Raw genomic sequence first — 26,981 nt, 5'->3', positions numbered from 1 at the left:
GTTCAAAATGGACTTTTCTTAATTATCTTATGTATACTCAAAACAAATTACTGCTTTTCTTAATTCTTTATTAAAGAATAAGTAAATACGATCGGCACCGTAAGCTTGAAAATAATATCCTGTAACAAATCCAACATATGTAAAGGGATGTCCATATTCATCTTTTGGTACATATAGAAGATTCGTAAAGTCAAAAATTTCGTCTTCGTTATCGCAGTCTTCTAATAATTCTTCACCTTCTTCTGTCATAAAACGAACATCATCTAGGATGCCATTTACCACGGGATAATTTAGTCCCCAGCCATTTGTTTGTTTTTCAGCAAACTCTTGTTCTAATACTTCTACAGATGTTATTTCTTTTTCAAAGCTAGAATAAGGATAAATTTTTTGATTACGTTGAAAATACTCTTTACGGATTTGATAATTTCTTTCATTACTCTCGTAGGCTTGTTCTATTATGTCAGAATTATTTTGTTCGATTTCGAAATAATTCCAATCCGCTTCAAATTTATATTTTCCATTAATGACATTGAATCCTAATGTATCTGCTTTCGTAAAATTTGTGTGAAATGGTTTGGTGAAATCACCCACGCAACCATCATGGATTTCTTTTGCTGACACAATATGTAACCATTCGTCCAATTCCGGTTCAATACATTGTAAGTTTATAGAACAAATGGGTAAAAAGTGCTTTTTATGTTGTTCCAAATCATCATAAAATATGTCTTCATATTCAGGAAATGGTTTTATAAATTGTTTAGAAATATGCATGTTCTGCCCACCTTTATACTAGTGCTTTGTTTAATTTTATCATTTTATTTGAATTTTTTCTTATTTAAAACTTTATGATACTCATAGTTATGGGAAGAAAGAGTTCGTAAGTAAGGTAGATATCTTATTGTTAAGATTTTATCATATGTCGAACAGTTGAGAGATGAAGCAAAGTAAGACTTCATACTTATACATAGCCTTACTACATTCGACACATAGCGACAATATACTGTTCGTTTATCTGTTAGTATAGTATATAGTTTTTGGGGGTTTTTATCATTTTCACATTGGGGGAAGGGAATTTATGTTTAAAAAAATCGCGACAGTCACTTTAGCAGGGACGTTAGCTTTCAGTTTATCGGCATGTGATGAGAAGAAAGAAGTAGCAAAAACTGTATCAAATGATACTAAGGAAGAGCAAAGTAGTGCCAAAAAAGAAAATACGAAGAATGAAGATACAAGAGAATATAATGTTGAAAAAACTACTGAAATTAGAAATCAAAAATTAACAGTCCATAAAGTACAAATAGCACAAGTGGCAGAATATGATAAGCTGGAAAAAGGTAATGAGTTTGTTATTGTTCATGTTACAGTAGAGAATATTGGTAATCAAAAAGTTAGAATTAACCCATTAGATTTCTACCTTGAAAGAGGCGATGGAAGTATTGTGGACCATACATTTTCAACTAGTAATAAAAATATTTTTAAAATTAAAGATGTAGATCCAAACGGTAAGTTAACAGGAGCTATAACATTTGAAGCGAAAAAAGGTGATTCTAATCTTGAATTAATTTATAGACCTGATGTTATGTCTAAAGAGGAAGTAAAAGTAGAGCTTAAATGATTTATCCCGTAAAAGTCCGATTGGTGTAAACAAGGGTCTTTTATGTAAACTTATACAGGTTTTACATGAAGACGGTATGCTCAAATGAATTTACGGTACGAAAAAGAAAATAATAGATTAGATGGTGTGAATTTCAAGCATACTGTTTTGAAAACCAAAAATAAATGCATGATAAGGATTGGCGTTGGAGCTTAATCCTTTTTTTATGGAGATGTAGAGAATGGCAAGTAGACCTAATACTACACGAGTGATGCCGTTAGTTAAGTACATGGAAGTTGAGTTATATAAAAAATGTGATTTTCTCTTGCTTTTTTATCACTTGCGTAGTAAAGTGATAGTAAGATTCACGATAGGAAGTGATCAAACATGCGTGATAATACGATAGGATCATTAATATGGTTACGTTTAATACGATTTACGAACCAAAGTAATCAGATGTCAAATGAGTTTTTAAAACGTTTTGATTTAACGACAGCTCAATTTGATGTGCTTTTACAAATACGTACGTATCAACCACTCACACAAATGGAGTTAGCTGAAAAGGTAACTGTTACACAAGGCGGTATTTCTCGAATGTTAACTCGTCTTGAAAAAGAAGGATATATAGTACGAAAACAAGATTGGAAAACGAAAACAATTAGTCTTACAGAGCAAGGCGAAGCAGCTTTAGAGAGAGCATTGCCAGAGCAACTTGCATTTCAATCATCGTTTTTTGATGATGTATTAAATGAAGAAGAGCAGAAAATATTATACGAGCTAATGACGAAAGTTCATAAGCATAGTGAAAAAAAAGAGTTGCCGCAAGAGTAATTTTTTTTACACTATCAATTGACTAATCAAGTGAAAAGTAATTGAAGAAAATGAATACGACTGAATTAAAGGAGAGAGCAACTATGGAAAAATACCGTATGGATACAAGTAAAGGAATAGAGTTTGGATTATATTCAATTGGGGATCATGTTTTAAATCCACATAACGGAGAGAAAATTAGTGCAGAACAAAGAATTCATGAATTAATTGAAACAGCAAAGTTAGCGGATGAATCTGGACTTGATGTATTTGCTGTCGGTGAAAGTCATCAAACGCATTTTACAACGCAAGCTCATACAGTTATTTTAGGAGCTATTGCACAAGCTACGAAAAATATAAAAATTGCAAGTTCAGCAACGATAGTAAGTACATCAGATCCGGTACGAGTATATGAGGACTTTGCTACAATTGACTTGATTTCTAATGGACGTGCAGAAATCGTGGCTGGTCGTGGATCTCGTATTGGGGGATATAGTTTACTTGGTTATGACGTGAATGATTATGAAGAATTATTTGAAGAGAAGATGGATCTTTTATTAAAAATTAATAAAGAGGAACATGTAACATGGAACGGACAGTTCAGAGCGCCGCTTACACATGCATCGGTTATTCCGAGAGCGAAAAATAATAACTTACCAATTTGGCGTGCAGTTGGTGGCCCGCCAGCTAGTGCGATTAAAGCAGGACGTGCGGGTGTGCCAATGATGATAACAACACTAGGTGGTCCAGCTATTAACTTTAAAGGATCAGTAGATGCTTACCGTGAGGCTGCGGCGCAAAGTGGATTTAATCCAGCAAATTTACCAGTTGCAACAACGAGTTTATTTTATACAGCAAAAAATTCACAAGATGCGTTTAGTGAATACTATCCTCATATTAATGCTGGTATGCTTACACTGCGTGGTGGTGGGTATCCGAAGCAACAATTTACAAATGCAGTAGATTACCGTGACGCATTAATGGTTGGTAGCCCGCAACAAATTATTGAAAAAATGCTTTACCAATATGAATTATTTGGGCAACAACGTTTTATGGCACAAATTGATTTTGGTGGCGTACCACTTAATAAAATTGAGAAAAACATCGAATTAATTGCTACTGAAATTTTACCGGCTGTTAGAAAACATACAGCAAAATAATTTAAAAAATACCGAGAGTCTAATCGATTCTCGGTATTTTTTTATGTATTAATTTTGTTTGAAAAAATGACAAAAAAATGAATTTTTAGTCTAGAAAGAGGGCGGGTATTTTCTATTTTTGAATAACATTATTTTGTGTTTGAATTTTAGAAATATATTTTTCTCTTGACAAAAAACTAACTGATTTCCCCGTTGGTTTAGAGGACATTTTTTCGCATGAAAGTCAAGTGTATGAAGAGAAAAATGATTATTTTATTGATATGAAAGTAAGTCTTATATTAAAAAAATACATTTTAGTAATGAGAAAAATCTAATTCAAAAAAATGACAAAAGACATATTTCAGACAAAATGATGTCAATAATACGTCAAAAATCAGCTGAATTTACTATGCAGGTATATTATACAATTCGATTAACGGATAAAACACTACTGAAATAGTGAAAAGGTAAATTTTATGAGAAAGTTTTTTTGTAATTATCTTGAAAACTGAAAATTTATATTTTCTAAAAGTACATAAACAAATTTATCTTTCTATATTTCTAAGATTTGAGTTGTTTTATTCATACAACTCAATTGAAATTACGATATAAAAAATTATGAAGGAAGTGATTGTAGTATGGAAACGCTCGAATTGGCACGAATACAATTCGCATCAACAACGATTTTCCATTACTTTTTTGTTCCGCTGTCTATTGGTTTAGCTTTTATCATTGCGTTAATGCAAACGTTATACGTGGTAAAGGGACAAGAAATTTATAAGAAGATGACGAAGTTTTGGACACAAATATTCCTAGTTAACTTTGCGGTAGGTGTAGTAACTGGTATTTTACAAGAATTCCAGTTTGGCATGAACTGGTCAACATATTCACGTTTCGTAGGTGATGTGTTTGGTCCATCACTTGCAATTGAAGGCTTATTAGCATTTTTCATAGAGTCTACATTCCTAGGTTTATGGGTATTCGGTGAGGACAAATTACCGAAGCGAATTCACTTGTTATGTATTTGGCTCCTTTCAATTGGAACAATGTTATCAGCATTTTGGATTTTAACTGCAAGTGCATTTATGCAATCGCCAGTAGGATATGAAATGGCAGCAGATGGACGTGCACAGATGAATGATTTCTTAGCGATTATTCAAAACCCACAATTATGGGTACAATTCCCGCATACAATTACAGCTGCGATTGCAACTGGTGCATTCTTTATTGCAGGTGTGAGTGCATGGAAAATAACGAAAGCTCAAGAAACTGAAGTGTTTAAAAAATCGTTCCGCATTTCTATCATTGTTGGAACACTTACAACGGCGTTAGTATTATTCTTCGGTCATGCGCAAGCACAACAATTAATTAAGACACATCCAATGAAAATGGCAGCAGCTGAAGCGTTATGGAATACGAGTGAGGATCCAGCGCCATTTACAGTATTTGCGAAAATTGATGCAGAGAAGCAAGAAAATTCGTTTGAAATTCAAATCCCTTATATGCTAAGTCTATTATCATTTGATAAATTTAGTGGTCAAGTAGAAGGGATGAATCAAATTCAAAAACAATATGAAGAAAAATATGGGCCTGGAGATTATATACCGCCAGTACACACTATGTTCTGGAGTTTTAGAGCGATGGTAATGAGTGGAACATTTATGCTTCTTCTAGGAGCATACGGATGGTTCTTATCAAGAAAAGATCGTTTAGCTGAAAAAACTTGGTATTTAAAATTAATGGTGTATGCAATTGCACTACCGTTTATCGGTAATACAGTAGGATGGATTATGACTGAAATGGGACGTCAGCCTTGGGTAGTTTTCGGTGTTATGAAAACGGAAGATGCTGTATCTCCAAATGTTACGTTCGGAGAAGTATTATTCTCTTTAGTTTCATTCACATCACTATATTTAATTATAGGTGGAATCACTATTTACTTATTCGTTCGTATTATTAAAGGACATGAGAATAAGAAAGCGAAACAGGATTCTCAAAGCCATGATCCATTTGATAAGGAGGAAGAGTATGTTATCTCTTAATGAGTTGTGGTTTATCATTATTGCAGTTTTATTCGTAGGCTTCTTTGTACTTGAAGGTTTCGATTTCGGTGTAGGTATCGTTTCAAGGTTTTTAGGGGAAAACGATTTAGAGAAAAGAATTTACTTAAATACAATTGGCCCATTTTGGCACGCGAATGAAGTATGGCTTGTTTGTGCAGGTGGGGCTATGTTCGCAGCATTCCCACACTGGTATGCAACTTTATTTAGCGGGTTTTACATTCCGTTTGTATTTATGCTTCTTGCTTTAATTATAAGAGGGGTTTCCTTTAAATTCCGTGCGAAAATAGACAATCATAAATGGAAAGGTTTTTGGGATTGGGGTATGTTTTTAGGAAGTTTACTACCGCCTGTTCTTTGGGGAGTTGCAATTGCTAACTTTATGGTAGGTATTCCAATTGATGAAACGAAAAATGCTGTAGGTGGATTCTTACCATTACTTCATCCATTTGCATTACTTGGAGGAGTTATGTTCCTTCTGCTATGTATTGTTCACGGATTGCAATTCCTTACTATACGTACAACTGGTAAGTTAAGAGAACGTGCACGTATTGCTGCGTTGAAAATTGCACCGCTTGCAATTATAGCACTTCTTATTTTTGCCGGTGTAGGGTTATGGAAAACAGATATATTCACTGGTCATGGTACAGAGTGGATTATGGTTCCGGTCGGAGCTTTTGTAGCATTATGTGCGTCAACATTATTAAATAAAAGAAGAAGAGATGGTTGGGCTTTCGTTATGACGAGTTTAACAATCATTTTACTAAGTGCGAGTGTGTTTGCCGGCATGTTCCCACGTGTCTTAATTAGCTCGTTAGGGTCAATATACGATTTAACAATTTATAATGCAGCATCGGGAGATTATGCACTAAAACTGATGACGTATTTTTCAATTGCTATATTGCCATTTGTTTTGGGAAGTCAAATATGGAGTTTCTATGTGTTTAGACAACCTGTTAAGTCAGATAAAGATTTGGAGTACTAATGAAAAGAAAAAGAGGACTTCCATCGTATCCTGGTAGCCGAGTTTTATATGTAGTGTTAACAATCATTAGCATTTTAGAAGCTATAAGTATTATTGGGCAAACAGTGTTTTTAGCACGGGCTATTACGTTTTTATTTCAAGGAGAAACAGTGCAATCTGTGTTAAATGAAACGGTTTATTTTGGAATCACGTTTGCAGTACGTCATATGCTAGTTCGAATTTCGCAAATATTAGTGGAACGTTTCGCTGAAAAAACAGGATCGCTACTGCGAAAACAATTAATAGAGGCATATTTCACATTAGGTCCACGGTATGTTCAAACTGCTGGAACAGGTCATCTGGTTACCTTATCGATTGAAGGTATTGAGAAATTTAAAACATATATTGAATTAACAATTCCTAAAATGATTAGAAGTAGTATCGTACCGGGACTAATTGTACTATATGTTTTTACGTTAGATATTGAGTCTGGAATCATTTTAGTTGTAACGATTCCTATCGTAATTACATTTATGATCCTACTAGGATTAGCAGCGCAGAAAATGGCGGATAGCCAATATGAAACATATCGAGTACTTTCTAATCATTTTGTAGATACGTTAAAAGGATTAGAAACATTAAAGTATTTAGGGAAAAGTAAACAACACGAAGGAAAGATTGAAAAAGTAAGTAAAAGGTATAGAAAAGCAACGATGCGTACTTTGCGAGTTGCTTTTCTTTCTTCTTTTGCATTAGATTTCTTTACGAGCTTATCAATCGCATTTGTGGCGGTCGGATTAGGGATACGTTTAATAGATGGGACAATTGTACTATTGCCAGCCCTTACGATTTTAATTTTAGCTCCAGAATATTTTCTGCCGATTAAACAAGTTGGAGCGAATTATCATGCTACGTTAGATGGACAACTTGCAATGGAGCAAATAGAAGAGATTTTACAGCAACAAAAAGAAATAGGAACGAAAGAATCTAATGTAGGTTTAATATGGAATGCCTCTAGTAACTTGAAATTACAAGATGTAAAAGTAAAGAATAATGAATCTGAAAAAGCTATATTAGAGGGAATTGATTTTACTTGGAAAGGCACCGGCGCTATAGGTGTAATTGGTGAAAGTGGGGCAGGGAAATCGACGTTAATTGACGTATTAGCAGGATTTTTAACTCCTTCGGGTGGAAAGCTGATAATAAATGGTGTGAAAATTGACGGGTCTACTCGAGAAGATTGGCAAAAGAATATTGCTTATATTCCGCAGCAACCTTATATTTTCCCGCTTTCATTAAAAGATAACATTTGTTTCTATGAAACGAATACAACTGATGCAGAAGTGGAAAGAGTTATTAATGAAGTTGGTCTTCGTTCACTCGTTACATCGCTTCCGAACGGGATGTATGAAAGAATTGGAGAAGGTGGACGTATGCTTAGTGGCGGGCAAGAACAACGTGTCGCTATGGCGCGTGCACTTTTAAGCAAAAAGCCAATTATTTTATTAGACGAGCCTACAGCACATCTTGATATTGAAACTGAATTTGAAATAAAGCAATCGATGTTACGTCTGTTTGAAGGTAAGCTAGTATTTCTTGCAACACATCGTCTTCACTGGATGAAACAGATGGATCATATTCTTATTTTAAATAAAGGGGAAATGATAGAAAGCGGCACGTATGAAGAACTTTTAAAGAATGAGGCATTACATTTTCAAAGGAAAGAGAGGGGATAGAGATGAGTAACTGGATTAAACCTTATATACAGCAAAATAAAGGTAGAATGACTGTAACTATTTTCCTTGGTCTTCTTGGAGTTAGTTCAGGTGCGATGTTACTTTTCATTTCAGGTTATTTAATCTCTAAATCTGCTCTTAGACCAGAAAATGTAATGGCTGTATATGTTCCTATCGTTGCAACACGTGCGTTTAGTATAGGACAAGCGGTATTTCATTATTTAGAGCGTTTAGTTGGACACGATGTCGTACTACGCATATTAGAAAAGATGAGAACGAAACTATATAGAATAGTAGAACCGCAGGCGTTATTTTTCCGCTCACGATTTCAAACGGGCGATATGTTAGGTATATTATCCGAAGATATAGAGCATTTGCAAAACCTATATTTACGTACAATATTTCCTAGTCTATTAGCATTAGTTGTATATAGCATATTCATACTTGTTATCGGTGCATTTGACGTAGTATTTGCACTTATTGCAGCATGTATGTTGGCTATTATCGTTTTTCTTCTTCCGTTTGTATCATTACTTTTAATGAAGCAGCATCATGTTACTTTAAAGCAAGGAAGAAGCCGTTTGTATCAACAACTAACAGACGCTGTTTTTGGGTTATCTGATTGGCAAGCAAGTGGTAGAAAAGATGAATTCATTGATAAGTATGTAGAGCAAAATGCTCAGTTGTTAAAAACGGAAAAAAGAATGAAGCGCTGGAATCATATTCGGGACAGTATCATTCAATTAGTAGTGGGGATTGTAGTTATTTCAATGATCATATGGACTGGAAATGAGGCGGCAAGTGGACAGATTGCACCTACCGTTATTGCGGCTTTCGTCTTAATGACGTTATCAGTCACAAACGCGCTTATTCCTCTTTCAGATGCTATCGATCGAATTCCATCATATGTAGAATCTGCTCATCGTCTAAATAAAGTAGAAGCTAATGATGTTTTACAGGATGAAAAGGAATTACATGAGGATAAAGATTATGTTGCATCAAAACATATAGACATTGAATTAAATAATGTATCGTATAGTTACCCAGATAGTAATGAATTTGTATTGAAAGAAGTATCACTGCAAATAAAGGCAGGAAAGAAAATCGCCATTTTAGGAAGAAGTGGAACAGGAAAATCTACTTTGTTAAAATTGTTAGCAGGTGCGCTAAGCCCGTTGCATGGTGAAGTTTTATTGCATAGTGAACATGCTCATACGAATCTTTTATCAAAATATATTTCTGTATTGAATCAAAAACCGCATTTATTCGATACGACAATTGGAAATAATGTGCGAATCGGTAAACCAGAGGCTACGGATGAAGAGATATGGACAGCTTTAGAGAAAGCACAATTAGCTTCGCATATAGCTTCTCTTCCAGATGGATTGCAAACAAAAATGCATGAAATGGGGAAAAGGTTTTCTGGTGGAGAAAGACAACGGGTTGCTTTTGCTAGAACGCTAATGCAAGAGGCTCCAATTATTGTACTTGATGAACCTACGATCGGCTTAGATCCAAAGACAGAACTATCTTTAATAGAAACAATGTTTTCTGCAACAGAAGAAAAGACTGTTATTTGGATTACACACCACCTTGTAGGAATTGAACATGTAGATGAAGTTATATTCCTTGATCGTGGTCAAATTGTGATGCAAGGCAGTCATGAACAACTTCTGAAAGAAAACGAGAAGTATCGAAAGCTTTATGAGTTAGATAAAGGAATATAGTTTGAATAAGTAATAATTGTTAAAATAGCTACGCCAAATGGTGGAGCTATTTTTGTTTTGAAATGAATATTCTATTCTTTTTTAATGTTGGATTGCAGATGTATATGATCATTATGAATGAAAAATGAATTTCATATTATACATATAATGGAGGGGGATATATATGAAGGAGCAGTATAAAATTATTGTTTTAAGTGATGAAGTATCAGGGGCAAGGATTCAAAATGCATTAGACAAAAATAAATGTAAAACAATAGTTCATGTTGTAGACGTTTCAACTATTGTTCGTATAGAAAATTCTTTTCAATATATAGTCATTTGGAGAGTGGACGCAGAAAAACTTACAAATGAATTGATAAACAAGGGCGTGCAAAGTAAAAAAATTATTAATTTAACAAAATACATGTATGAATGGAGGAATAAATTAATTTCTATATATCAAATAAATCCGGATCTTATGTTTTTATACATGTCTATGAAAAAAGTAAAGAGTGATCCCACATATGAATTGTTTGCTACCGGTTTGTCTTATCCGCATTGTGGCATAAGTACGGAGCTCCTCTCAAAAAAGTCAATAAAATTAACACTTCCATCGCAAGATCTGTACTATGATTATTTAATAGCGTCACAACTTCTATCAAACGATCATTCATTTCAATATTGTTTGATAGGAATAGCCTATTTCTCTTTTTACTTTGACATGTCGTTATCATCTGAAGCATATAGAATTCACAAAGTATATTATCCATTGTTTCAAGACGGTCATCATACTGTAGTTCATTCTCCTCTACCCACTGATGGATTCTCACATCTAGATAGTCCGAAACCACTTTTTTCTATTTTTAATTTGCATTTTGAATATATTTTATTAGACGAACTAAAAGATGAATCATTGATACTACCTTGGATAAATGCTGAATGGAATACCACTCCCCTTCATATTCCTTTTGAAGAACATGGGAAAATGAGAGCAGCTTCACATGCTAAATTGTCGTATCCTCATACTTTAGTTGAAAATAAAACGATTTTTAAAACATATTTAGAATTACTGTTAAAAAATGATATAAAGCCACTAATTGTTGTCTTCCCTGTTACTTCACATTATTTCAATTGTAGTAGTAAGAAATTAAAAGAAGATTTTTATAAAGTTATAAATGAGTTTCAAGCACAATATTCTTTTCAAATCATAGATCTATTTGATTCACCATTATTTTGTGATGAAGATTTTTATGATAGTGATCATATGAATAAAAAAGGTGCAAATAAAATGTCCGCGTTATTAAATATGTTTATTCAGGAACGAAAAGTATGATATTTCGATTCATATTTGCATAAAAGTATATAGGCTCCATACAGTTAAAGTAATGTGATTTTTGCATCGCGTATACAAATAATATGCGAAGAGGTGAGAGAGTAAAATGAGAACTCGTATTGAAAGAACTGTAGAGGTGGTAGATCAACTTCCGTTGGTAAGTGTGTTAATTCCTACGTATAATCGACCTCGCTACTTTGAAAAGGCATTATGTAGTGTGTTAGAACAAACGTATCCTAATATAGAAATTATAGTTGGAGATGATAGTACGAATGACGAAACAGAAAAGGTGTTACAAAAATACTTATGTAATCATTCAAATATTATTTATATAAAAAACAGGTCAAATCTCGGACAATTTGAAAATACGCTAATGTTATTTAATGAAACGAACGGTGAGTATGTAAACTTTTTAATGGATGATGATATATTTCACGTGAATAAAATTGAAAAAATGATGAAGTATTTTTTGAATGATCTAGATAATGAAATTAAGCTTGTAACATCTCATCGCCAAGTAATTGATGATAAAGGGAAAGAACTACGACATATTTATTCAACTGTTCGTTTATTTGAAGAGGATACGATTATAGAGGGAACAGAATTAGCAAATAGGGTAATTGTGGATCAAAAAAATTATATTGGAGAACCGACAACAGTTTTATTTCGTAAAAATGATTTACAAGAACCGTATGGGATTTTTGATAAGAGGCGGTATCTATGTAACGTAGATATAGCTTCATGGTTATCTTTATTAAGTAAAGGAAAAGCAGTATATATAGCAGAGACACTTAGTTACTTTCGATTACATCCAGATCAACAGTTAAATGAATCTAATAAAATGATGGATGGGTTAGAAGATTTTTCACATAGTATTATAGCAGGAAAAAAATATGGTTTCTTATCCGACGAAAAAGAATTAGACAAAGCGATAACTAATTTTCTAGATTATGCAAGAAGGATAGTTCCATCATCGATATTGTATACATTAGACTATTATCAAAAAATTAGGCGAAAGAAAATAAACATAGAAAAGAAAAAACAACATATAAATAATAATTCTCCTTTACCAAAAGTAAGTATACTTATTCCCGCGTACAATAGACCTTATTACTTGGAATTAGCGCTCAATAGCGCACTGAATCAAACATATGAAAATATTGAAATTATTATTTCTGACGACAGTACAAATAATGAAGTTAATGCTATGATTCAACCGTATTTACGTGAATATGAGTGTATTACATATGCTAAAAATGAAACTCCGTTAGTTGCTGAAAACTTTAATAAGTGTATAGAACTTGCGAACGGGGATTATATAAACTTTTTATTAGATGATGACTTATTTCATCATGAAAAGATCGAGAGAATGATGAAATACTTTTTGACGTTAGAAAATATTTCATTTGTGACGTCATATCGTGAACTGATTGATGAGAATGGAGAGATATTACCCCCCTCAACATTGAATATGAAAATTGCGAAAGAAACTACACTTTTTGAAGGAAAAGAATTAGGAAATTACATATTAAAAAATTTAAAAAATATAGTTGGTGAGCCGACAACTGTTCTGTTTAATCGAGATTTGTTTGAAGGGAAGTTTGGGTATTTTAAAGGAAAGGCTTATTCTTCTATTAATGACATTGCAACTTGGCTAGATATGATGAGGAAAGGAAAAGTAGTTTATATACAAGAACCTCTTAGTTATTTTAGACAACATAGTGGACAAAATCAAAAACAAATACATTTTATTTTAATGACAATTGAAGAGTGGATTGAATTAATTATAGATGCATATAATAGTGGATTTTTAAGTTCTGAGAGAGATTATAAAGAGAGTTTATCTTATTGTTTAGAAAATGCGGGATTTATAGTTAAGGATGCGGTAAGAAATGGGGAACTAGATCAAATTTATAATGAAAAGATAAAAAAAGGGTTAAACAAGCTAGTCACTCATATGTTTGAGAAAGAATGTTGTTATTGTCAATATTGCAATCAGCAATTTGAAAAATTTTCACCTTGGCCAGCACATTATGATTTTCCGAAATATAAATTTGAGATGTGGAATAAAGATACAGGGATATGCCCAGTTTGTAGTTCAATGGATCGTGAAAGGTTGTATCGTGCGTACATTGAAATGGAAACGGACTTGTTAAGTAGAGAATACACTATGCTTCATATTGCACCTGAAGAGAAGTTAAGAGATTGGTTTAACGAGTATAAAAATATTACGTATGTATGTGGGGATATAGAACCAAAGGATCCATTAATGAAGGAAATTGACGTTACAAGCATTACATATGATAGTAATACTTTTGATGTAATTTTATGTAGCCATGTATTAGAACACGTTCTTGACGATGACAAAGCAATGCGAGAGTTATATAGAGTATTAAAGCCAAATGGATGGGGGATTATTCAAGTACCAATCGTAATGAATGTAGATTCTATTATAGAAAATAAATTAATTGTAACACCACAATTGAGAAAATTAGCTTTTGGTCAAGAAGATCATGTGAGAATTTATAATCAATCGGGATTCATTCAACGATTAATGAATGCAGGGTTTAAGGTGGAATTATATAACGTAGCTGAAAGAAAAGGAATGAAAAGTGCTAGGAAATTTGGATTATCTGAAACAGATACGCTCTATATTGTCCGAAAATGATAGGAAGGAATAGATAGATATGGAGAATATTCCTTTTTTGCGTGCTTCAACTGTACCTGTAATTGAGTATTTGGACGAATTGAAGGAAATTGATACATCTCACATATATACGAATTATGGACCTATAAATCAACGTTTTGAAGAAACAATTATGTCGGAATTTTTTCAGAACAGGGGCGCTGTTACAACAGTGGCAAACGCAACGTTAGGGTTAATGGCCGCTATTCAACTTAAGAAAAGAAGAAAAGGAAAATATGCCCTCATGCCTAGTTTTACATTCCCTGCGACTCCATTAGCGGCTATTTGGTGTGGATTGGAACCTTATTTTATTGATATTTCAATAGATGATTGGTATATGGATAAAACAGTACTTTGGGATAAGATTGAAGAATTAAAAGAAGAGGTTGCGATTGTTGTCCCATACGCAACTTTTGGATCATGGATGGACTTAGAAAAATATGAAGAATTAGAGAAAAAGGGTATTCCGGTTGTCGTAGATGCGGCACCGGGATTTGGGTTAATGAATGGAAGTATGCATTACGGTCAGGATTTTAGTGGTATGATCGTATATAGCTTTCATGCAACAAAGCCGTTCGGAATTGGTGAAGGAGGGCTCATATATAGTAAAAAGGAAGAAGATATACAACGTATTAAAAGAATGGGTAATTTCGGATTTGATAAAAATCGTGAATGTACGATGATGGGGTTTAATTGTAAAATGTCTGAATATGCGGCAGCTGTTGGGATTGCGACTGTGAAAAAATGGAATCAAAAGTTAAAAGAACGCACCCGTATTTCTGAATGGTATAAACAATTGTTACAAAGTAATGGATTAACGAAAAAAGGATGGAAACTCCAAAAGACAGAAGCAGTTATTCAACAATTTATGCCTATTCTTTGTCCGGAAGAAGTTCACAACATACAAGTAATAGAAGAACTGAAAAAACAGAAAATAGAAGCTAGATTATACTTTTCACCATCATGCCACCAACAAGTTCTTTTTAGAAATTATAAGTCTACAGATTTAATAGAAACGAATAAAATAGCCAAACGAATAGTAAGTTTACCTTTATGGGAAGGAATGACGAAAGAAATAGTAGAACAAATTGTAATCTGTTTAGGGCAGAAGGTGGTGTCGGCAGATGAATAGTTTTTATAGTCAAGAAGAGCTAAAGAAAATTGGATTTTTATCTGTTGGGAAAAATGTATTGATTAGTAAAAAAGCAAGTATATATAATCCAGGTGTTATATCAGTTGGTAATAATGTAAGAATTGATGATTTTTGTATTTTAAGTGGTAAAATCACAATTGGAAGTTATTCGCATATATCAGCGTATACAGCGTTATATGGAGGGGAAGTTGGGATTGAAATGTATGACTTTGCAAATATCTCAGCTAAAACAATCGTATATGCAGTACTAGATGATTTCAGTGGAAATACATTAATGGGGCCAACTGTCCCGAATCAATATAGGAATGTGAAAACAGGAAAAGTTATTTTAAAAAAACATACGATTATTGGTGCTGATTCTATTATTTTTCCAAATGTAACTGTAGGAGAAGGCACAGCAGTTGGTGCGATGAGTATGGTAAAAGAGAGTTTAGATGATTGGTATATTTATGCTGGAGTTCCCGTAAGAAAAATAAAACCTCGTCAAAAAAAGATGCTAGAGTCAGAAAATGATTTTTTAAAAAGCATTAATTCTTAACAAAAAAGAATTAATGTTTTTTATTTTTATGATACAGCAAAGTTGTATCTTAACTTATTATGTTTTAAATTTAGCTGACAAAGGCAATACTGAGCCATAGTGAATGTAAAGTTGGAGGGCGAGCGTATATGTTTGATGAGGATGGGATTGTTTTAATTATGGAACCAGCTGATGAAAGTAACTTGAGGAGGTTTATTTTTTCGGTGCCAAAGTCAGTGTATGAAAAGAAGGGGCTTACATTACACTATGGAACAGCTATAGGACAAGGATATATGGATATAATTGAAGATATTATTAGCGTAAATATAGAAATAGATGTTGTAACGATAATAGGGCATGTACGAGGGTAAATAGCTATTTGAAAAAGGTTATAAGTAATTTAGCTAGAAGTTATGCATAGAGAAAATTGCAGACAATTATAAAGGCGAAGGGAGTCTAAAATGAAAATCAAATCAATTTTATTAGTATTTATAGTTTCAATTGGTTTAATGGGATGTTCACTAGTAGAGCAAGGAAAGAACTCCATAGATTATGCTCAAAAAGCGACAGACTATGTAAATGAAATAAGTGCATTTGCAAATGATGCACCAGCATTAGCTGAAAAGGCTGTTAATGATAGCGAAGCTCGAAAAGAGTTAGAAACGAAGCTTAGTGAAATTAAACAAGATATACCCGCTTTCAATGAATTAACACCACCTGATGTAGCAAAGGATCTTCATCAGCAAATCGTCGGATATAACGAAAAGTTAAATACATTAATTGATACGGCAATGACGAAGATAGAAGAAGGAAAAGTGGATGTAGAGCAATTTAAAAACTCTGAGCTTATGCAGACGATTGATCAAGTTCGTGATTTGAAAGAGAAGGTTCAAAATTTAGGACAATAATAAAAAGCTCCGTTTTGTGATGAACGGAGCTTTTTTATGTTTTCTAATGGAAAAGTTTATAATATTTTCTTCCTATAATATAAGTGTTTTTTTATATCTTCCATTGTTCTAAAATATGTATTGTTTTATTAGTTGCATCCATGTTCACTTGAGCACCTATCGGCATAGTGATCATCGGATGGGTATGACAACAATCAAAGTCAGCTAATAAAGGAATTCTTTGATTTTGCAGTACTTCTAATAATATTTCATAAGGTTTGCGATTTGTACCACAATCATCAAATTGCTCATGTTTTCCAAGAATAATACCTGAAACTTTATCAAATACGCCGTTAACTTTAAGTAATGAAAAGCTTCTTTCAATAGTAGCTGCATCTTTTGAACTATCCTCAATAAATAAAATATCCCCATCTTGAATACATGGCATATAAGGACTACCCCAAATTCCTTCTATTGTATTTAAGTTCCCTCCAATAATACGTCCAGTAGCTTGTCCATTTGTTACAGAAATCCAATTGTTTGGTCTAAGTTCTTTTTCTATCGTCTTCTCTTCCCAATTCATAAATTCATCTGACCAAAATAAAGGTTGTTTTATGTTGTAAGGAAGCATTTGATCATGTAGTAATGTTTCTACAAAATATTTGTATGTATAATCTACAAACGGCTCAAATTCTCCAAAGGAGGGGACGAGTGCCGGACCGTGAAATGTAGGGATTTCTGTTTTGGCATAAATCCCTAGCAATAAAGCTGTTGCATCTGAATAGCCAATCATTATTTTGGGGTTATTTTGAAAAGCATCATAATCAATATAAGGTAATAATGAATTAGAATTCATACCGCCAATTGTTGACATAATACAAGATACATTAAGGTTTCTTATTAAAGTATTCAGTTCCTCAGCACGCTCTTGTATACTGCCAGAGCGATAATAATCATATCGACCTGTTAGTGAACCTTCTAATATGTGAAATCCTTTCTGTTGTAAATAAGATTTCGCTCGTTCAAATCTTTTTGGAGAAGTGTAGGTTGCTGGTGAAGAGGGCGAATAAATGCCGATTGTGTCTCCGTATTTTAATGATTTTGGAAGTAGCATCGTAAGAATCCTTTCTATTAAGTAGTTAAATTACGACAATATAACATTGAATATTCTTATATTTCGGTATTTTAATTGTAACATAAATGTATTAGATGAATAAATATGCTTTTTGCCTTGACGATATAAAGTAATTATTGTTATGGTTAAACGTGAGTGTATAAAAGGTTTGCTAAAGGAGTTTTGAAATGAAGCGGTTAAAATGGGGAAGGCTGACGATCCTAGTAGTCATTATTTTAGGGATATGTTGGTTCTTATTCCAAGGAACTCAAAAGAGTGCAACAAATATAGAGGGACAACCTTTACAGGTGGCAGAACTACCTAAAACAGGATTAGCTGAAAAAGTAGTGCCACCAAAGTACATACCACCGGAAATTGATGCAAAAGCAGCTATGATTATTGATGCGAGTAATGGAGATGTTATTTATCAACATAATGAAAAAGAAGCTTTTGCGCCAGCAAGCATGTCTAAGATGATGACAGCGTATCTTCTATTAGAAAATGTACATAATGGGAAAGTTCGCTGGGAAGATCCGGTGAAAATGAGTGCGAAAGTGGCACAAACAGAGGGTGCGAGAATCCCAGTCCAAGTGAATGACATATTGACTGTTAAAGATTTGTACCATGCATTAATGATTGAATCGGCAAATAATTCGGCTGTGGCTTTAGCAGAACATATGGCTAAGACGGAGAAAGATTTCGTTCAGCTTATGAATGCAAAAGCGAAGGAGTTAAAAATGTCGGATTATGCTAAATTCGCAAATGCATCAGGACTACAAGAACCTGATGGAAGTGAGACGAAGATGACGGCTGCTGATGTAGCAAACTTGGCGTATCATCTAATAAAAGACTATCCAGAAATATTAGAAGTGACTCACTTACGTCAAAGTCAGTTAGCATTTAATAATATTAATGTTGTAAGTACAAATGATATGTTAAACAAAAATAATAAAGCTTTATATATAGAAGGAATAGACGGATTAAAAACAGGATTTACAGATAGCGCGGGGTATTGTTTTACGGGTACAGCAAAACAAGGTGATACTCGTATTATTACTGTTGTAATGGGAACGAAAGGTAAAACGAAGCGTTTTACAGAGACGAACAAGCTAATGTCTTATGCATTTGGCTTAGTTAATTAAGTGAAATACTGAGTTGGATCATCATATAAGAAAGGCAATTTGTTGTTACTTATTATCGGTAACAATAAATTGCCTTTTTATTGTTAGTATTAGGAAGTAAAAAGGTAAAAAATGTGAGTGTTATTATTTGAGTTTATCCGACTTTAATGGGCAGTAAGACCCCCACCTCAAAATTCAGCGAAAACAAAGAATTTAGAAGGTGGATCAACTGCCCATAAAAGTCCGATTGGTTCAACTAATAATCAGTGGGGGATGAAGAAAACCCCCACTGATTAAAGTTTCACTTTATTATTGTTTGTTGATAGTATAAAGTTAGAAGCTTATTAATGATAAGTTTTAAGAGGCGGAACATGATGTATACATATGAAAAAGCCTCAAATGAAAATTGGAGGGAATTATGATGGCAAAAGATTTTTACACAGCAATTGAAGACAGAAGATCTATTTACGCGATTAGTAAAGAGCAAGTAGTTTCTGATGAAAAAATTCAAGAAGTGATTTATCATGCTGTAAAACATACACCTTCAGCTTTTAACTCTCAGAGCGCCCGCGTTGTCGTCTTGCTAGGAGAACAACATGATAAGTTATGGAATATTACGAAAGAAACGTTACGAAAAATTGTACCTGAAAAAAACTTTGCATCTACTGAAGAAAAAATGAATGCATTTAAAAGTGGTTATGGAACGGTTTTATACTTTGAAGACAGTCAAGTAGTGGAAGAACTGCAAGAAAACTTTGCATTATACAAAGAGAATTTCCCGACGTGGTCACAGCAATCCTCAGGAATGTTACAATTTGCAATTTGGACAGCTTTAGAAATTGAAGGATTTGGTGCTACATTGCAGCATTACAATCCATTAATTGATGAAGAAGTGAGAAAAGAATGGGATGTTCCAGAAAGCTGGAAACTTACTGCGCAAATGCCGTTTGGTAAACCGGTGGTAACTGCAGGTGAAAAAAAATACCAACCTTTAGAAAATCGTGTGAAAATTTATAAATAATGCGAGATAAAAGGTGAACAGGGATACAACCTGTTCACCTTTTATAAGTAATAAGGATTTTTTTGATAGGAATTTTTCATCTGATCTTTTAATTCGTTTTTACGTGTTTCAATAGTTGATATTTTTTGTAAGGTAATAATTGAAACGAATTGAAAAAAAGCATAGTATAATTCTATATTTTTATTTATAGGATCATCTATTATGTTTTTCATAAATATACCTCCTTTTTTAATCCCAATATTTGCGGGCAATAAGACTTCCATCTCAAAATTCAATGTACCGCCCTGTAAAAGTTCGATAGGTTTCAGTGTAGGGTAAATAAAATTTGTATTGGTTAAAATACCACTATATATATGATAATATAAATATCCTATAAATTCCATAGTTAGTGAAAAGTGGGTAGTGGTGTGTGTGTTTTCGCCAAATTAGAACAGAATTTTTGAAGTTAAATCTTACAAATCGTCAAATCTTTTATAAGTGATAGATAGTATCAAAAATAGTTTTCTAAAAATATTATACTATTGATAAAAAAAGTATTTTTTGTCATGATAAGAGTATGCTTCATGGGAGGAGCTTTACTAGGAAATACATTCTTTGCATTGGATTAGATGAATAGGGTTTTTCAAAGTGGATAGACAATGTATATTAAGATAATGAATGAAATGTCGAATTTTCAATGAAATACATAAGAGAATTGAAAAAAGCATTGCAAAAACAATAAGTTTAATGGTAAAGTTCACATGAAGTTCACACGGAATTCACTTCATTCATTTAAAATGAACTCTGTGTGAAAAATAAAACTCTTGTTAAAAAATGGAACTTAATGAATATTTTACTTTAATAATATTGTAAAGTATTAAGTTTATAAGTTTTTTAAAGAGGATAGTAGGGAAAGGAAGTAAAGACAACTTATGAAAAAAGTAATTGCAGGTTTAGCAGCAGCTTCAGTAGTAGGTGTTGCAGTTCCAGGTATGGATTCTGCTCAAGCACAAGTTTCAAATGAGGCGCTAAAAGAAATTAATGGACAAACTCAAACTCAAACGACTGTAACTGAAACAAAAAAGGTAGAAACAACTTCTGAATTAAAATACACGGTAACAGCTGATGTATTAAATGTACGTTCAGGTGCTGGTACAGGACATAACGTTATTTCTAAAGTGAAATCAGGTCAAGTACTACAAGTAATTGGACAAGAAAACGGTTGGTTCAAAGTAACTGTAAACGGTCAAACTGGTTATGTAAGTGGTGACTTCGTAACGACTGGTGGTAAAACAGGAACTACTGTTCAACAAGGAACTGGTACTTACACAGTAAACGTTTCTTCACTAAACGTACGTACAGGCCCAAGTACATCTCATACAGTATTAGGCTCTGTAAATAAAGGTAAAACAGTGCAAGTTGTTGGAGAAGTACAAGATTGGTTTAAAATCAACTTCAATGGTGGAACTGGATACGTAAGCAAAGACTTCGTAACAAAAGGTGGTTCTGCTGTATCTAACGAAACAAAACAACCAACTACAAACAACAATACTACTACAGTTCAAACTGGTGGTTCTTATGTTGTTAACACTGGTGCTTTAAAAGTACGTACAGGCCCAGCTACATACAACGCTGTAATCGGTGGCGTAACACAAGGTAAAGTATTAAACGTTACTGGCGCTGAAAATGGTTGGTACAAAATTAACCATAACGGCCGTACAGGTTACGTAAGTGCAGACTTCGTTAAGTTTGTAAAAGGCGGAGTAAACAACGTTACAAATAACGTTCAACAACCAGGTAAAGACGTACAAAAACCAACAACAGGTGGAGATACATCTTCAATCGCTGGATTCGCTAGATCTTTAAATGGTTCACCATACAGAACTGCTGGTACAACACCTGCTGGTTTTGACTGCAGTGGATTCATTCACTACGTATTAAATCAAACTGGTCATAAAGGCGCTCGTCAAACAGTTGCTGGATACTGGAGCTCTAAAACAAAAACTAGCAATCCACAACCAGGTGATTTAGTATACTTCCAAAATACTTATAAATCAGGTCCTTCTCACATGGGTGTTTACTTAGGAAACGGTCAGTTTATTAGTGCAGAAACTGATGCAACTGGTGTACGTATTAGTTCTGTAAGCAACTCTTACTGGAGCAAGCACATGTTAGGTTACACAAAAGCATACTAAGAAAAAGTAGTTTATATACTTTTCGTATAGAGAAAAGGCTTTCCAGGGAAACTTGGGAAGCCTTTTTATAGTTGAGTAAATTGGGAATGTAGTAGTTTTTACTGTAACTTCCCAGTTAAAAATCGAGCGTATAGGTCATGAAAGTAGTTGGGACGAAATAAGTTTGCTGCATGTCCTGCTAACGGTATTTCTTTATATAAAACGTTAGGAAGAATGGACTTTAAATCAAAAAGACAAGATTTATAGAGATGATCATGTTCACCCATTACCCATAATATAGGGTGGGGAAGTGATTTTAATTTAGATTTTAAATCGAATTCTAAACGATGCCGTAATGATTGGGAAATAATTGATGAATGTAATTGCAATCCGAAACGGTAATAAATATTTCTTGAAATGACTGCGAACGGATTTGCCTTTAGTATGCCACTTGGAAAAATGGTATTTGCATATTGAGAGAGCCATTTAGAGTATTCGTCTCCGCGCTTCTCCCAAAATTTTTGAAATACGTTATATAAAAGGGATGGATTATTATAATGTCCACCAATATGACAAATGCTTAATACTTTTTCTGGGTGCATTTGTGCAAAAATTGTAGAGATATAACAGCCATAACTTAGAGCGCAAATATGAGCTTTTGTAATACCTTCTATTTCATATAATTTCAATAGTTGATCTACGAGGCGCTGTAATGAAAATTCGATAGCTTCTCCTTTATCGTCGCCGTGACCTAATAAGTCATAAGTAATAATGTTGTAAGAGGCGGAAAATCGCTTATGCTCTTTTTTGAAGGCACGACGATTGCCGACTAATCCATGAATAAAAATGATTGTTTCCTTTTCGGAATGTATATTTGTTTGCAAAAAGGATACTCCTTTCAATAACGGGAGATTTATACAGTATTGTAAATTGTTTATCTATAATTCACATAGAATAATATTAAGTACCAGGTAATAATATCAGATGTTTATATCTGTTGTAAAGATGCGTTTGTATGTATATTTTGTAAAAACAGAAAAAGTGTGTTTACATTCAGTTTACATTTGTATTGTATTCTACTTTTAGAAAGAACAGTTTGGGTGAACACGAGGAGATGAACAAAAATGGAAGTTAGAAATGAGATGGAGAAAAAAGGGAGCTGGAGGCAGTTTTTACGCCTTATTCAAGATACAAATCCTCCAAAGGGGATTCTTGCTTTTGCGTTATTAATGAGTTTACTTTCTACTGGAGCAAGTTTATTTATACCGATGTTAACGAAGGGCTTAGTAGATAATTTTTCACTTTCGTCAATTAGTACAGGACAAATTGTTGGGCTAATTGCATTCTTTATTATGCAAACTATAGCCGCGGGATTGTCTATATATTTACTAAATTATATAGGACAGAAGATTGTAGCTGGACTGAGAGAACGTTTGTGGAAAAAGGTGCTTATTTTACCGGTAACTTATTATGATCAAAATAGAACAGGCGATACAATTAGCCGTATGACAAATGATACAGGAGTTGTGAAAACGTTAATTTCTGAGCATTTGTCAAATTTATTAACAGGCGGTATTTCAATTGTTGGATCATTAATTGTATTATTTGTTTTAGATTGGAAAATGACACTTTTACTTTTAACGGTTATTCCATTATCAGTACTCATTTTAGTTCCACTTGGACGAAAAATGTATAAGATTTCAAAAGCACTTCAAGATGAAACGGCTTCTTTTACTAGTGTATTAACACAAGTGTTATCAGAAATTCGTTTAGTAAAATCTTCGAACACAGAAAAAAAGGAATATGAAACTGGAAATAAAGGTATTGAAAAGCTATTACAATTTGGTTTGAAAGAGGGAAAAGTGCAAGCGTTAATTTCACCAGTTATGTCGTTTGTTTTAATGGCATTACTTGTTATTATCGTAGGATATGGTGGAATGCGAGTTTCTAGCGGTGCATTAACAACAGGAGAACTAGTAGCGTTTATTTTATATTTAGTTCAAATTATAATGCCGATGAGTCAATTATCTATGTTCTTTACACAATTCCAAAAGGCAATTGGTGCAACGGAAAGAATTAATACAATTTTAGAATATGAAGTAGAAGATCATGAAACTGGTGTGAAAGTCACAAATGCTAAGCAGCCAATCGTTCTTGAAAATGTACATTTCGAGTATAACGAAGAAGAGCAAGTTTTAAAGAATATTGATTTCACAATTGAATCAGGAAAAGTAACAGCGATTGTAGGACCAAGTGGTAGCGGGAAAACGACGTTATTCTCATTATTAGAACGTTTTTATGAGCCAACTAGCGGTGTTATTAAATTAGGAAAAGACTCAATTAAGAATTATTCATTACAGTCATGGCGACGTCAAATCGGTTACGTATCACAAGATAGTCCGTTAATTGATGGGACGATTCGTGATAATATTTGCTACGGTGTTGAGGGTGAAGTGACAGATGAAGAAATTGAAAAAGTAGCAGCAATGGCATATGTTGATGCATTTATTCATGATTTGCCAAACGGATACGCAACAGAAGTTGGAGAACGTGGTGTGAAGCTTTCAGGAGGGCAAAGACAACGAATTGCGATTGCTCGAGCGTTACTTCGAAACCCACAAATTCTTATGTTAGATGAAGCAACTTCCAGTCTAGATAGTAAATCCGAGTCTGTCGTTCAAAGGGCATTAAATAACTTAATGAAAGGTAGAACAACGTTAGTTATTGCACATAGACTTTCTACTGTTGTAGATGCAGATAAAATTATCTTTATAGAAAAAGGGAACCTTACAGGAAGTGGTACACATGATGAATTGTTACGCACACATGACATGTATCGTGAATTTGCAACGCAACAATTGAAAATTAAAGAGGGCGCATTATAAAATGAATAATCAGTGGGGTATGTACTCCACTGGTTATTCATTTTTAAAAGCTTTATAAAGGATGCTAATTAGAAGGGAAATGGTTTCTTTGATACCTAACATTTTAATTGTGGATGACGATCCGCATATTAGAGAACTTGTTTCTGTATTTTTAGAACGAGAAGGTTTTCAAACATATGAGGCAATTGATGGACTAGATGCACTTAAGAAAATAGATGAAGTAAAAGTTGATATGGTTATTCTTGATATCATGATGCCAAATATGGATGGATTTGATGTATGTTTTGAATTAAGGAAGTACTATGATATTCCGATTTTGATGCTAACTGCTAAAGGGGAAACATCTCAAAAAGTAAAAGGGTTTCACCTTGGCACGGATGATTATCTTGTAAAACCATTTGATCCGATAGAATTAGTAGTGAGAGTAAAGGCGCTACTGAAACGTTACCAAATTACAGTGTCGCAATCGATTCAAGTTGGAAATGTACTGTTAAATCGTAAAACATTTGAAGTTACAGCCGGAGAACAAACGGCTACATTACCGCTAAAAGAATTCGAATTGCTCTTTACTTTAGGTTCTAAAGCAGGAAGAACTTGTTCGAGAGAGCAATTAATTGAAGATGTATGGGGATATGATTTTGAAGGGAATGAACGTACACTAGATGTTCATATTAATCGCCTACGTGAGAAGTTCCAAGTAGAGAAGTCGAAGTTCAGCATTAAAACGATAAGAGGTTTAGGGTATCGCTTAGAGGTAAGTAAATGAGAAAAAGAAAACGAATGAGTAAGTTGAAAATGTTGAAAGTAACGGGAGCGATAATAGCGCTCTTTTCTTTTCTCACTATAATTTGGTCTATCGCATTTTATGTAGCAACTAGTATATTGAATGCTTTTGAAGTGAACGTATCGTCGTTTGTGGCCTTTCTAATTAGCGATATGGTCGGTTTTGTATTTATTGTTCTTATTTGGACATTGATTGGGATATTAATGAGACCAAAACGAGAGGCAATGATCTGGACTATTATTGAACCGATACAAAAAATTACAAAAGGAGACTTTTCCGTAAAAATACGAAATGAAGAAAAGTATGATGGAGAAATTGGTGTACTCGTAAAAAGTATAAATGATATGACAGATGAACTGAATGCGATGGAGAAAATGCGCCAGGAATTTGTATCGAATGTTTCTCATGAAATACAGTCCCCTTTAACTTCTATAAAAGGATTTGCTAGAGCGCTACAAGATAACAATCTTTCCGAGGGAAAACGAAAGCATTATCTTACCATTATTGAAACGGAAACGACGAGATTATCTAAGTTAAGTAAAAACTTACTGAAACTAACTCTTTTAGAGTCGGAAGAGTATACACCAGAAAGAGTGACTTATCGATTAGATCAACAGTTAAAGCAAACTGTGTTAAATAGTGAACCGCTCTGGGCTGAAAAAGAAATTGAATTAGACCTTGATTTAGAAAAAGTGCATATAATTGCGGATCAAGAAAGTATGAGTCAAGTGTGGATTAATTTAATTCATAATAGTATTAAATTTACTCCAATTGGTGGCACAATTACAATCCAGTTAAAAGAATATGAGAAAGTAGTGGAAGTGCGTATTCGCGATTCGGGAATTGGTATATCCGAAGAACAGAAACAACATATTTTTGAACGTTTTTATAAAGCGGACACTTCACGAAATCGTACTTATGGAGGAAGTGGCTTAGGTTTGGCCATCGTAAAAAAAGTACTCGACCTTCATCAAGGAGAAACAAAAGTCGAGAGTGAGGAAGGGGATGGCACAGAATTTATTGTGTGTATTCCGAATTATGAAGAAAAATAGTGTTAGGAGGATATCTTCTAACACTATTTCTCTTTAAAAATACATTCCCCGTTACTGCAACTATATTGATAAGCCTTCCCTTCGTTATCAGTTAGTGACAAGAACCATTTTTTCTTTTCATACACATGCACTCTCCTATGCGGGATTTATTTTTATTTCACATGAATTATGGCAAAAACATGAGATTTATCAATAAAAACTTTCCATAGTTACCTATAAGTAACCTACGCACATGAAAGTGCATCATTGCCTTTTTACATAAACAC

The 26,981-nt window shown here is 33.6% G+C and carries 23 protein-coding genes; 19 read left to right on the top strand and 4 right to left on the bottom strand.

Going from position 1 to position 26,981, the window contains the following annotated elements:
* Positions 1-27: 27 nt before the first annotated feature.
* Positions 28-771, bottom strand: coding sequence for a hypothetical protein (locus ACUN0F_RS24000; RefSeq protein WP_046955019.1), 744 nt, complete (start codon positions 769-771; stop codon positions 28-30).
* A 304-nt stretch (positions 772-1,075) separates the two neighbouring features.
* Between ACUN0F_RS24000 and ACUN0F_RS23995 the strand changes: the two genes are divergently transcribed.
* The 13 genes from ACUN0F_RS23995 (at position 1,076) to ACUN0F_RS23935 (ending at position 16,606) form a co-directional block, all read left to right on the top strand.
* On the top strand, positions 1,076-1,615 hold the full coding sequence (locus tag ACUN0F_RS23995) for a DUF4352 domain-containing protein (RefSeq protein WP_000473155.1): 540 nt from the start codon (positions 1,076-1,078) through the stop codon (positions 1,613-1,615).
* Between the two features lie 366 nt (positions 1,616-1,981).
* The gene (locus tag ACUN0F_RS23990; protein ID WP_001205523.1) at positions 1,982-2,425 is read left to right on the top strand and encodes a MarR family winged helix-turn-helix transcriptional regulator; all 444 of its coding nucleotides are present in this window, start codon (positions 1,982-1,984) and stop codon (positions 2,423-2,425) included.
* Between the two features lie 83 nt (positions 2,426-2,508).
* Positions 2,509-3,564: an LLM class flavin-dependent oxidoreductase gene (locus ACUN0F_RS23985; RefSeq protein ID WP_046959148.1), complete on the top strand. Its 1,056-nt coding sequence runs from the start codon at positions 2,509-2,511 to the stop codon at positions 3,562-3,564.
* A gap of 617 nt (positions 3,565-4,181) precedes the next feature.
* A complete protein-coding gene (cydA, locus tag ACUN0F_RS23980; protein ID WP_000448888.1) occupies positions 4,182-5,585 on the top strand; it encodes a cytochrome ubiquinol oxidase subunit I in 1,404 nt (467 codons plus the stop codon).
* A complete protein-coding gene (gene cydB / locus ACUN0F_RS23975) occupies positions 5,572-6,588 on the top strand; it encodes a cytochrome d ubiquinol oxidase subunit II (protein WP_445540302.1) in 1,017 nt (338 codons plus the stop codon). Before cydA ends, cydB begins: the two co-directional genes overlap by 14 nt.
* On the top strand, positions 6,588-8,303 hold the full coding sequence (gene cydD, locus ACUN0F_RS23970; RefSeq protein ID WP_046955016.1) for a thiol reductant ABC exporter subunit CydD: 1,716 nt from the start codon (positions 6,588-6,590) through the stop codon (positions 8,301-8,303). Before cydB ends, cydD begins: the two co-directional genes overlap by 1 nt.
* Positions 8,304-8,305: 2 nt before the next feature.
* On the top strand, positions 8,306-10,030 hold the full coding sequence (gene cydC / locus ACUN0F_RS23965) for a thiol reductant ABC exporter subunit CydC (protein ID WP_000073474.1): 1,725 nt from the start codon (positions 8,306-8,308) through the stop codon (positions 10,028-10,030).
* A 163-nt stretch (positions 10,031-10,193) separates the two neighbouring features.
* Positions 10,194-11,342: a hypothetical protein gene (locus tag ACUN0F_RS23960; protein WP_445540301.1), complete on the top strand. Its 1,149-nt coding sequence runs from the start codon at positions 10,194-10,196 to the stop codon at positions 11,340-11,342.
* 106 nt (positions 11,343-11,448) lie between these two features.
* Positions 11,449-14,010, top strand: coding sequence for a glycosyltransferase (locus ACUN0F_RS23955; RefSeq protein WP_445540300.1), 2,562 nt, complete (start codon positions 11,449-11,451; stop codon positions 14,008-14,010).
* Between the two features lie 19 nt (positions 14,011-14,029).
* Complete coding sequence (locus tag ACUN0F_RS23950) at positions 14,030-15,160, top strand: aminotransferase class I/II-fold pyridoxal phosphate-dependent enzyme (protein WP_445540299.1); 1,131 nt, start codon at positions 14,030-14,032, stop codon at positions 15,158-15,160.
* Positions 15,153-15,719, top strand: a complete 567-nt coding sequence (locus tag ACUN0F_RS23945) for an acyltransferase (protein ID WP_046955013.1) — start codon at positions 15,153-15,155, stop codon at positions 15,717-15,719. The genes ACUN0F_RS23950 and ACUN0F_RS23945 overlap by 8 nt, the downstream gene beginning before the upstream one ends.
* A gap of 128 nt (positions 15,720-15,847) precedes the next feature.
* Positions 15,848-16,069, top strand: a complete 222-nt coding sequence (locus ACUN0F_RS23940) for a hypothetical protein (protein ID WP_000459113.1) — start codon at positions 15,848-15,850, stop codon at positions 16,067-16,069.
* Between the two features lie 90 nt (positions 16,070-16,159).
* Positions 16,160-16,606 carry a DUF6376 family protein gene (locus tag ACUN0F_RS23935; RefSeq protein ID WP_000695207.1) on the top strand — a complete coding sequence of 149 codons (447 nt, stop codon included), beginning with the start codon at positions 16,160-16,162 and terminating at the stop codon, positions 16,604-16,606.
* Between the two features lie 91 nt (positions 16,607-16,697).
* On the opposite strand, the gene ACUN0F_RS23930 is transcribed toward ACUN0F_RS23935, so the two are convergent.
* A complete protein-coding gene (locus ACUN0F_RS23930; RefSeq protein WP_445540298.1) occupies positions 16,698-17,699 on the bottom strand; it encodes a S66 family peptidase in 1,002 nt (333 codons plus the stop codon).
* A 188-nt stretch (positions 17,700-17,887) separates the two neighbouring features.
* Between ACUN0F_RS23930 and ACUN0F_RS23925 the strand changes: the two genes are divergently transcribed.
* On the top strand, positions 17,888-18,841 hold the full coding sequence (locus tag ACUN0F_RS23925) for a D-alanyl-D-alanine carboxypeptidase family protein (RefSeq protein WP_327973516.1): 954 nt from the start codon (positions 17,888-17,890) through the stop codon (positions 18,839-18,841).
* Positions 18,842-19,238: 397 nt separating this feature from the next.
* On the top strand, positions 19,239-19,841 hold the full coding sequence (locus ACUN0F_RS23920; RefSeq protein ID WP_445540297.1) for a nitroreductase family protein: 603 nt from the start codon (positions 19,239-19,241) through the stop codon (positions 19,839-19,841).
* A 41-nt stretch (positions 19,842-19,882) separates the two neighbouring features.
* Here the strand turns inward: ACUN0F_RS23920 and ACUN0F_RS23915 are convergent, their stop codons facing one another.
* Positions 19,883-20,053 carry a hypothetical protein gene (locus ACUN0F_RS23915; protein ID WP_000789341.1) on the bottom strand — a complete coding sequence of 57 codons (171 nt, stop codon included), beginning with the start codon at positions 20,051-20,053 and terminating at the stop codon, positions 19,883-19,885.
* A gap of 699 nt (positions 20,054-20,752) precedes the next feature.
* Here ACUN0F_RS23915 and entFM point away from each other — a divergent pair.
* Positions 20,753-22,015 carry an enterotoxin EntFM gene (gene entFM / locus ACUN0F_RS23910; protein ID WP_098221780.1) on the top strand — a complete coding sequence of 421 codons (1,263 nt, stop codon included), beginning with the start codon at positions 20,753-20,755 and terminating at the stop codon, positions 22,013-22,015.
* Positions 22,016-22,113: 98 nt separating this feature from the next.
* Here entFM and ACUN0F_RS23905 read toward each other — a convergent pair whose 3' ends face one another.
* Positions 22,114-22,878: an alpha/beta fold hydrolase gene (locus ACUN0F_RS23905; RefSeq protein WP_001194290.1), complete on the bottom strand. Its 765-nt coding sequence runs from the start codon at positions 22,876-22,878 to the stop codon at positions 22,114-22,116.
* 240 nt (positions 22,879-23,118) lie between these two features.
* On the opposite strand from ACUN0F_RS23905, the gene ACUN0F_RS23900 reads away from it, so the two are divergent.
* The 3 genes from ACUN0F_RS23900 (at position 23,119) to hitS (ending at position 26,715) form a co-directional block, all read left to right on the top strand.
* On the top strand, positions 23,119-24,879 hold the full coding sequence (locus tag ACUN0F_RS23900) for an ABC transporter ATP-binding protein (RefSeq protein ID WP_088082592.1): 1,761 nt from the start codon (positions 23,119-23,121) through the stop codon (positions 24,877-24,879).
* An 88-nt stretch (positions 24,880-24,967) separates the two neighbouring features.
* On the top strand, positions 24,968-25,645 hold the full coding sequence (gene hitR / locus ACUN0F_RS23895; protein ID WP_033662676.1) for an envelope stress response regulator transcription factor HitR: 678 nt from the start codon (positions 24,968-24,970) through the stop codon (positions 25,643-25,645).
* Positions 25,642-26,715: an envelope stress sensor histidine kinase HitS gene (gene hitS, locus ACUN0F_RS23890; RefSeq protein WP_445540296.1), complete on the top strand. Its 1,074-nt coding sequence runs from the start codon at positions 25,642-25,644 to the stop codon at positions 26,713-26,715. The genes hitR and hitS overlap by 4 nt, the downstream gene beginning before the upstream one ends.
* Positions 26,716-26,981 lie beyond the last annotated feature (266 nt).

The organism is Bacillus sp. 1A (genome assembly GCF_052682215.1).
This window is presented reverse-complemented; position numbering and strand designations above follow the sequence as displayed.

Bases quoted from the DNA above. Each gene is read 5' to 3' on its own strand.
- ACUN0F_RS24000 (WP_046955019.1), bottom strand. From the start codon at position 771: ATGCATATTTCTAAACAATTTATAAAACCATTTCCTGAATATGAAGAC.
- ACUN0F_RS23995 (WP_000473155.1), top strand. From the start codon at position 1,076: ATGTTTAAAAAAATCGCGACAGTCACTTTAGCAGGGACGTTAGCTTTC.
- ACUN0F_RS23990 (WP_001205523.1), top strand. From the start codon at position 1,982: ATGCGTGATAATACGATAGGATCATTAATATGGTTACGTTTAATACGA.
- ACUN0F_RS23985 (WP_046959148.1), top strand. From the start codon at position 2,509: ATGGAAAAATACCGTATGGATACAAGTAAAGGAATAGAGTTTGGATTA.
- cydA (WP_000448888.1), top strand. From the start codon at position 4,182: ATGGAAACGCTCGAATTGGCACGAATACAATTCGCATCAACAACGATT.
- cydB (WP_445540302.1), top strand. From the start codon at position 5,572: ATGTTATCTCTTAATGAGTTGTGGTTTATCATTATTGCAGTTTTATTC.
- cydD (WP_046955016.1), top strand. From the start codon at position 6,588: ATGAAAAGAAAAAGAGGACTTCCATCGTATCCTGGTAGCCGAGTTTTA.
- cydC (WP_000073474.1), top strand. From the start codon at position 8,306: ATGAGTAACTGGATTAAACCTTATATACAGCAAAATAAAGGTAGAATG.
- ACUN0F_RS23960 (WP_445540301.1), top strand. From the start codon at position 10,194: ATGAAGGAGCAGTATAAAATTATTGTTTTAAGTGATGAAGTATCAGGG.
- ACUN0F_RS23955 (WP_445540300.1), top strand. From the start codon at position 11,449: ATGAGAACTCGTATTGAAAGAACTGTAGAGGTGGTAGATCAACTTCCG.
- ACUN0F_RS23950 (WP_445540299.1), top strand. From the start codon at position 14,030: ATGGAGAATATTCCTTTTTTGCGTGCTTCAACTGTACCTGTAATTGAG.
- ACUN0F_RS23945 (WP_046955013.1), top strand. From the start codon at position 15,153: ATGAATAGTTTTTATAGTCAAGAAGAGCTAAAGAAAATTGGATTTTTA.
- ACUN0F_RS23940 (WP_000459113.1), top strand. From the start codon at position 15,848: ATGTTTGATGAGGATGGGATTGTTTTAATTATGGAACCAGCTGATGAA.
- ACUN0F_RS23935 (WP_000695207.1), top strand. From the start codon at position 16,160: ATGAAAATCAAATCAATTTTATTAGTATTTATAGTTTCAATTGGTTTA.
- ACUN0F_RS23930 (WP_445540298.1), bottom strand. From the start codon at position 17,699: ATGCTACTTCCAAAATCATTAAAATACGGAGACACAATCGGCATTTAT.
- ACUN0F_RS23925 (WP_327973516.1), top strand. From the start codon at position 17,888: ATGAAGCGGTTAAAATGGGGAAGGCTGACGATCCTAGTAGTCATTATT.
- ACUN0F_RS23920 (WP_445540297.1), top strand. From the start codon at position 19,239: ATGATGGCAAAAGATTTTTACACAGCAATTGAAGACAGAAGATCTATT.
- ACUN0F_RS23915 (WP_000789341.1), bottom strand. From the start codon at position 20,053: ATGAAAAACATAATAGATGATCCTATAAATAAAAATATAGAATTATAC.
- entFM (WP_098221780.1), top strand. From the start codon at position 20,753: ATGAAAAAAGTAATTGCAGGTTTAGCAGCAGCTTCAGTAGTAGGTGTT.
- ACUN0F_RS23900 (WP_088082592.1), top strand. From the start codon at position 23,119: ATGGAAGTTAGAAATGAGATGGAGAAAAAAGGGAGCTGGAGGCAGTTT.
- hitS (WP_445540296.1), top strand. From the start codon at position 25,642: ATGAGAAAAAGAAAACGAATGAGTAAGTTGAAAATGTTGAAAGTAACG.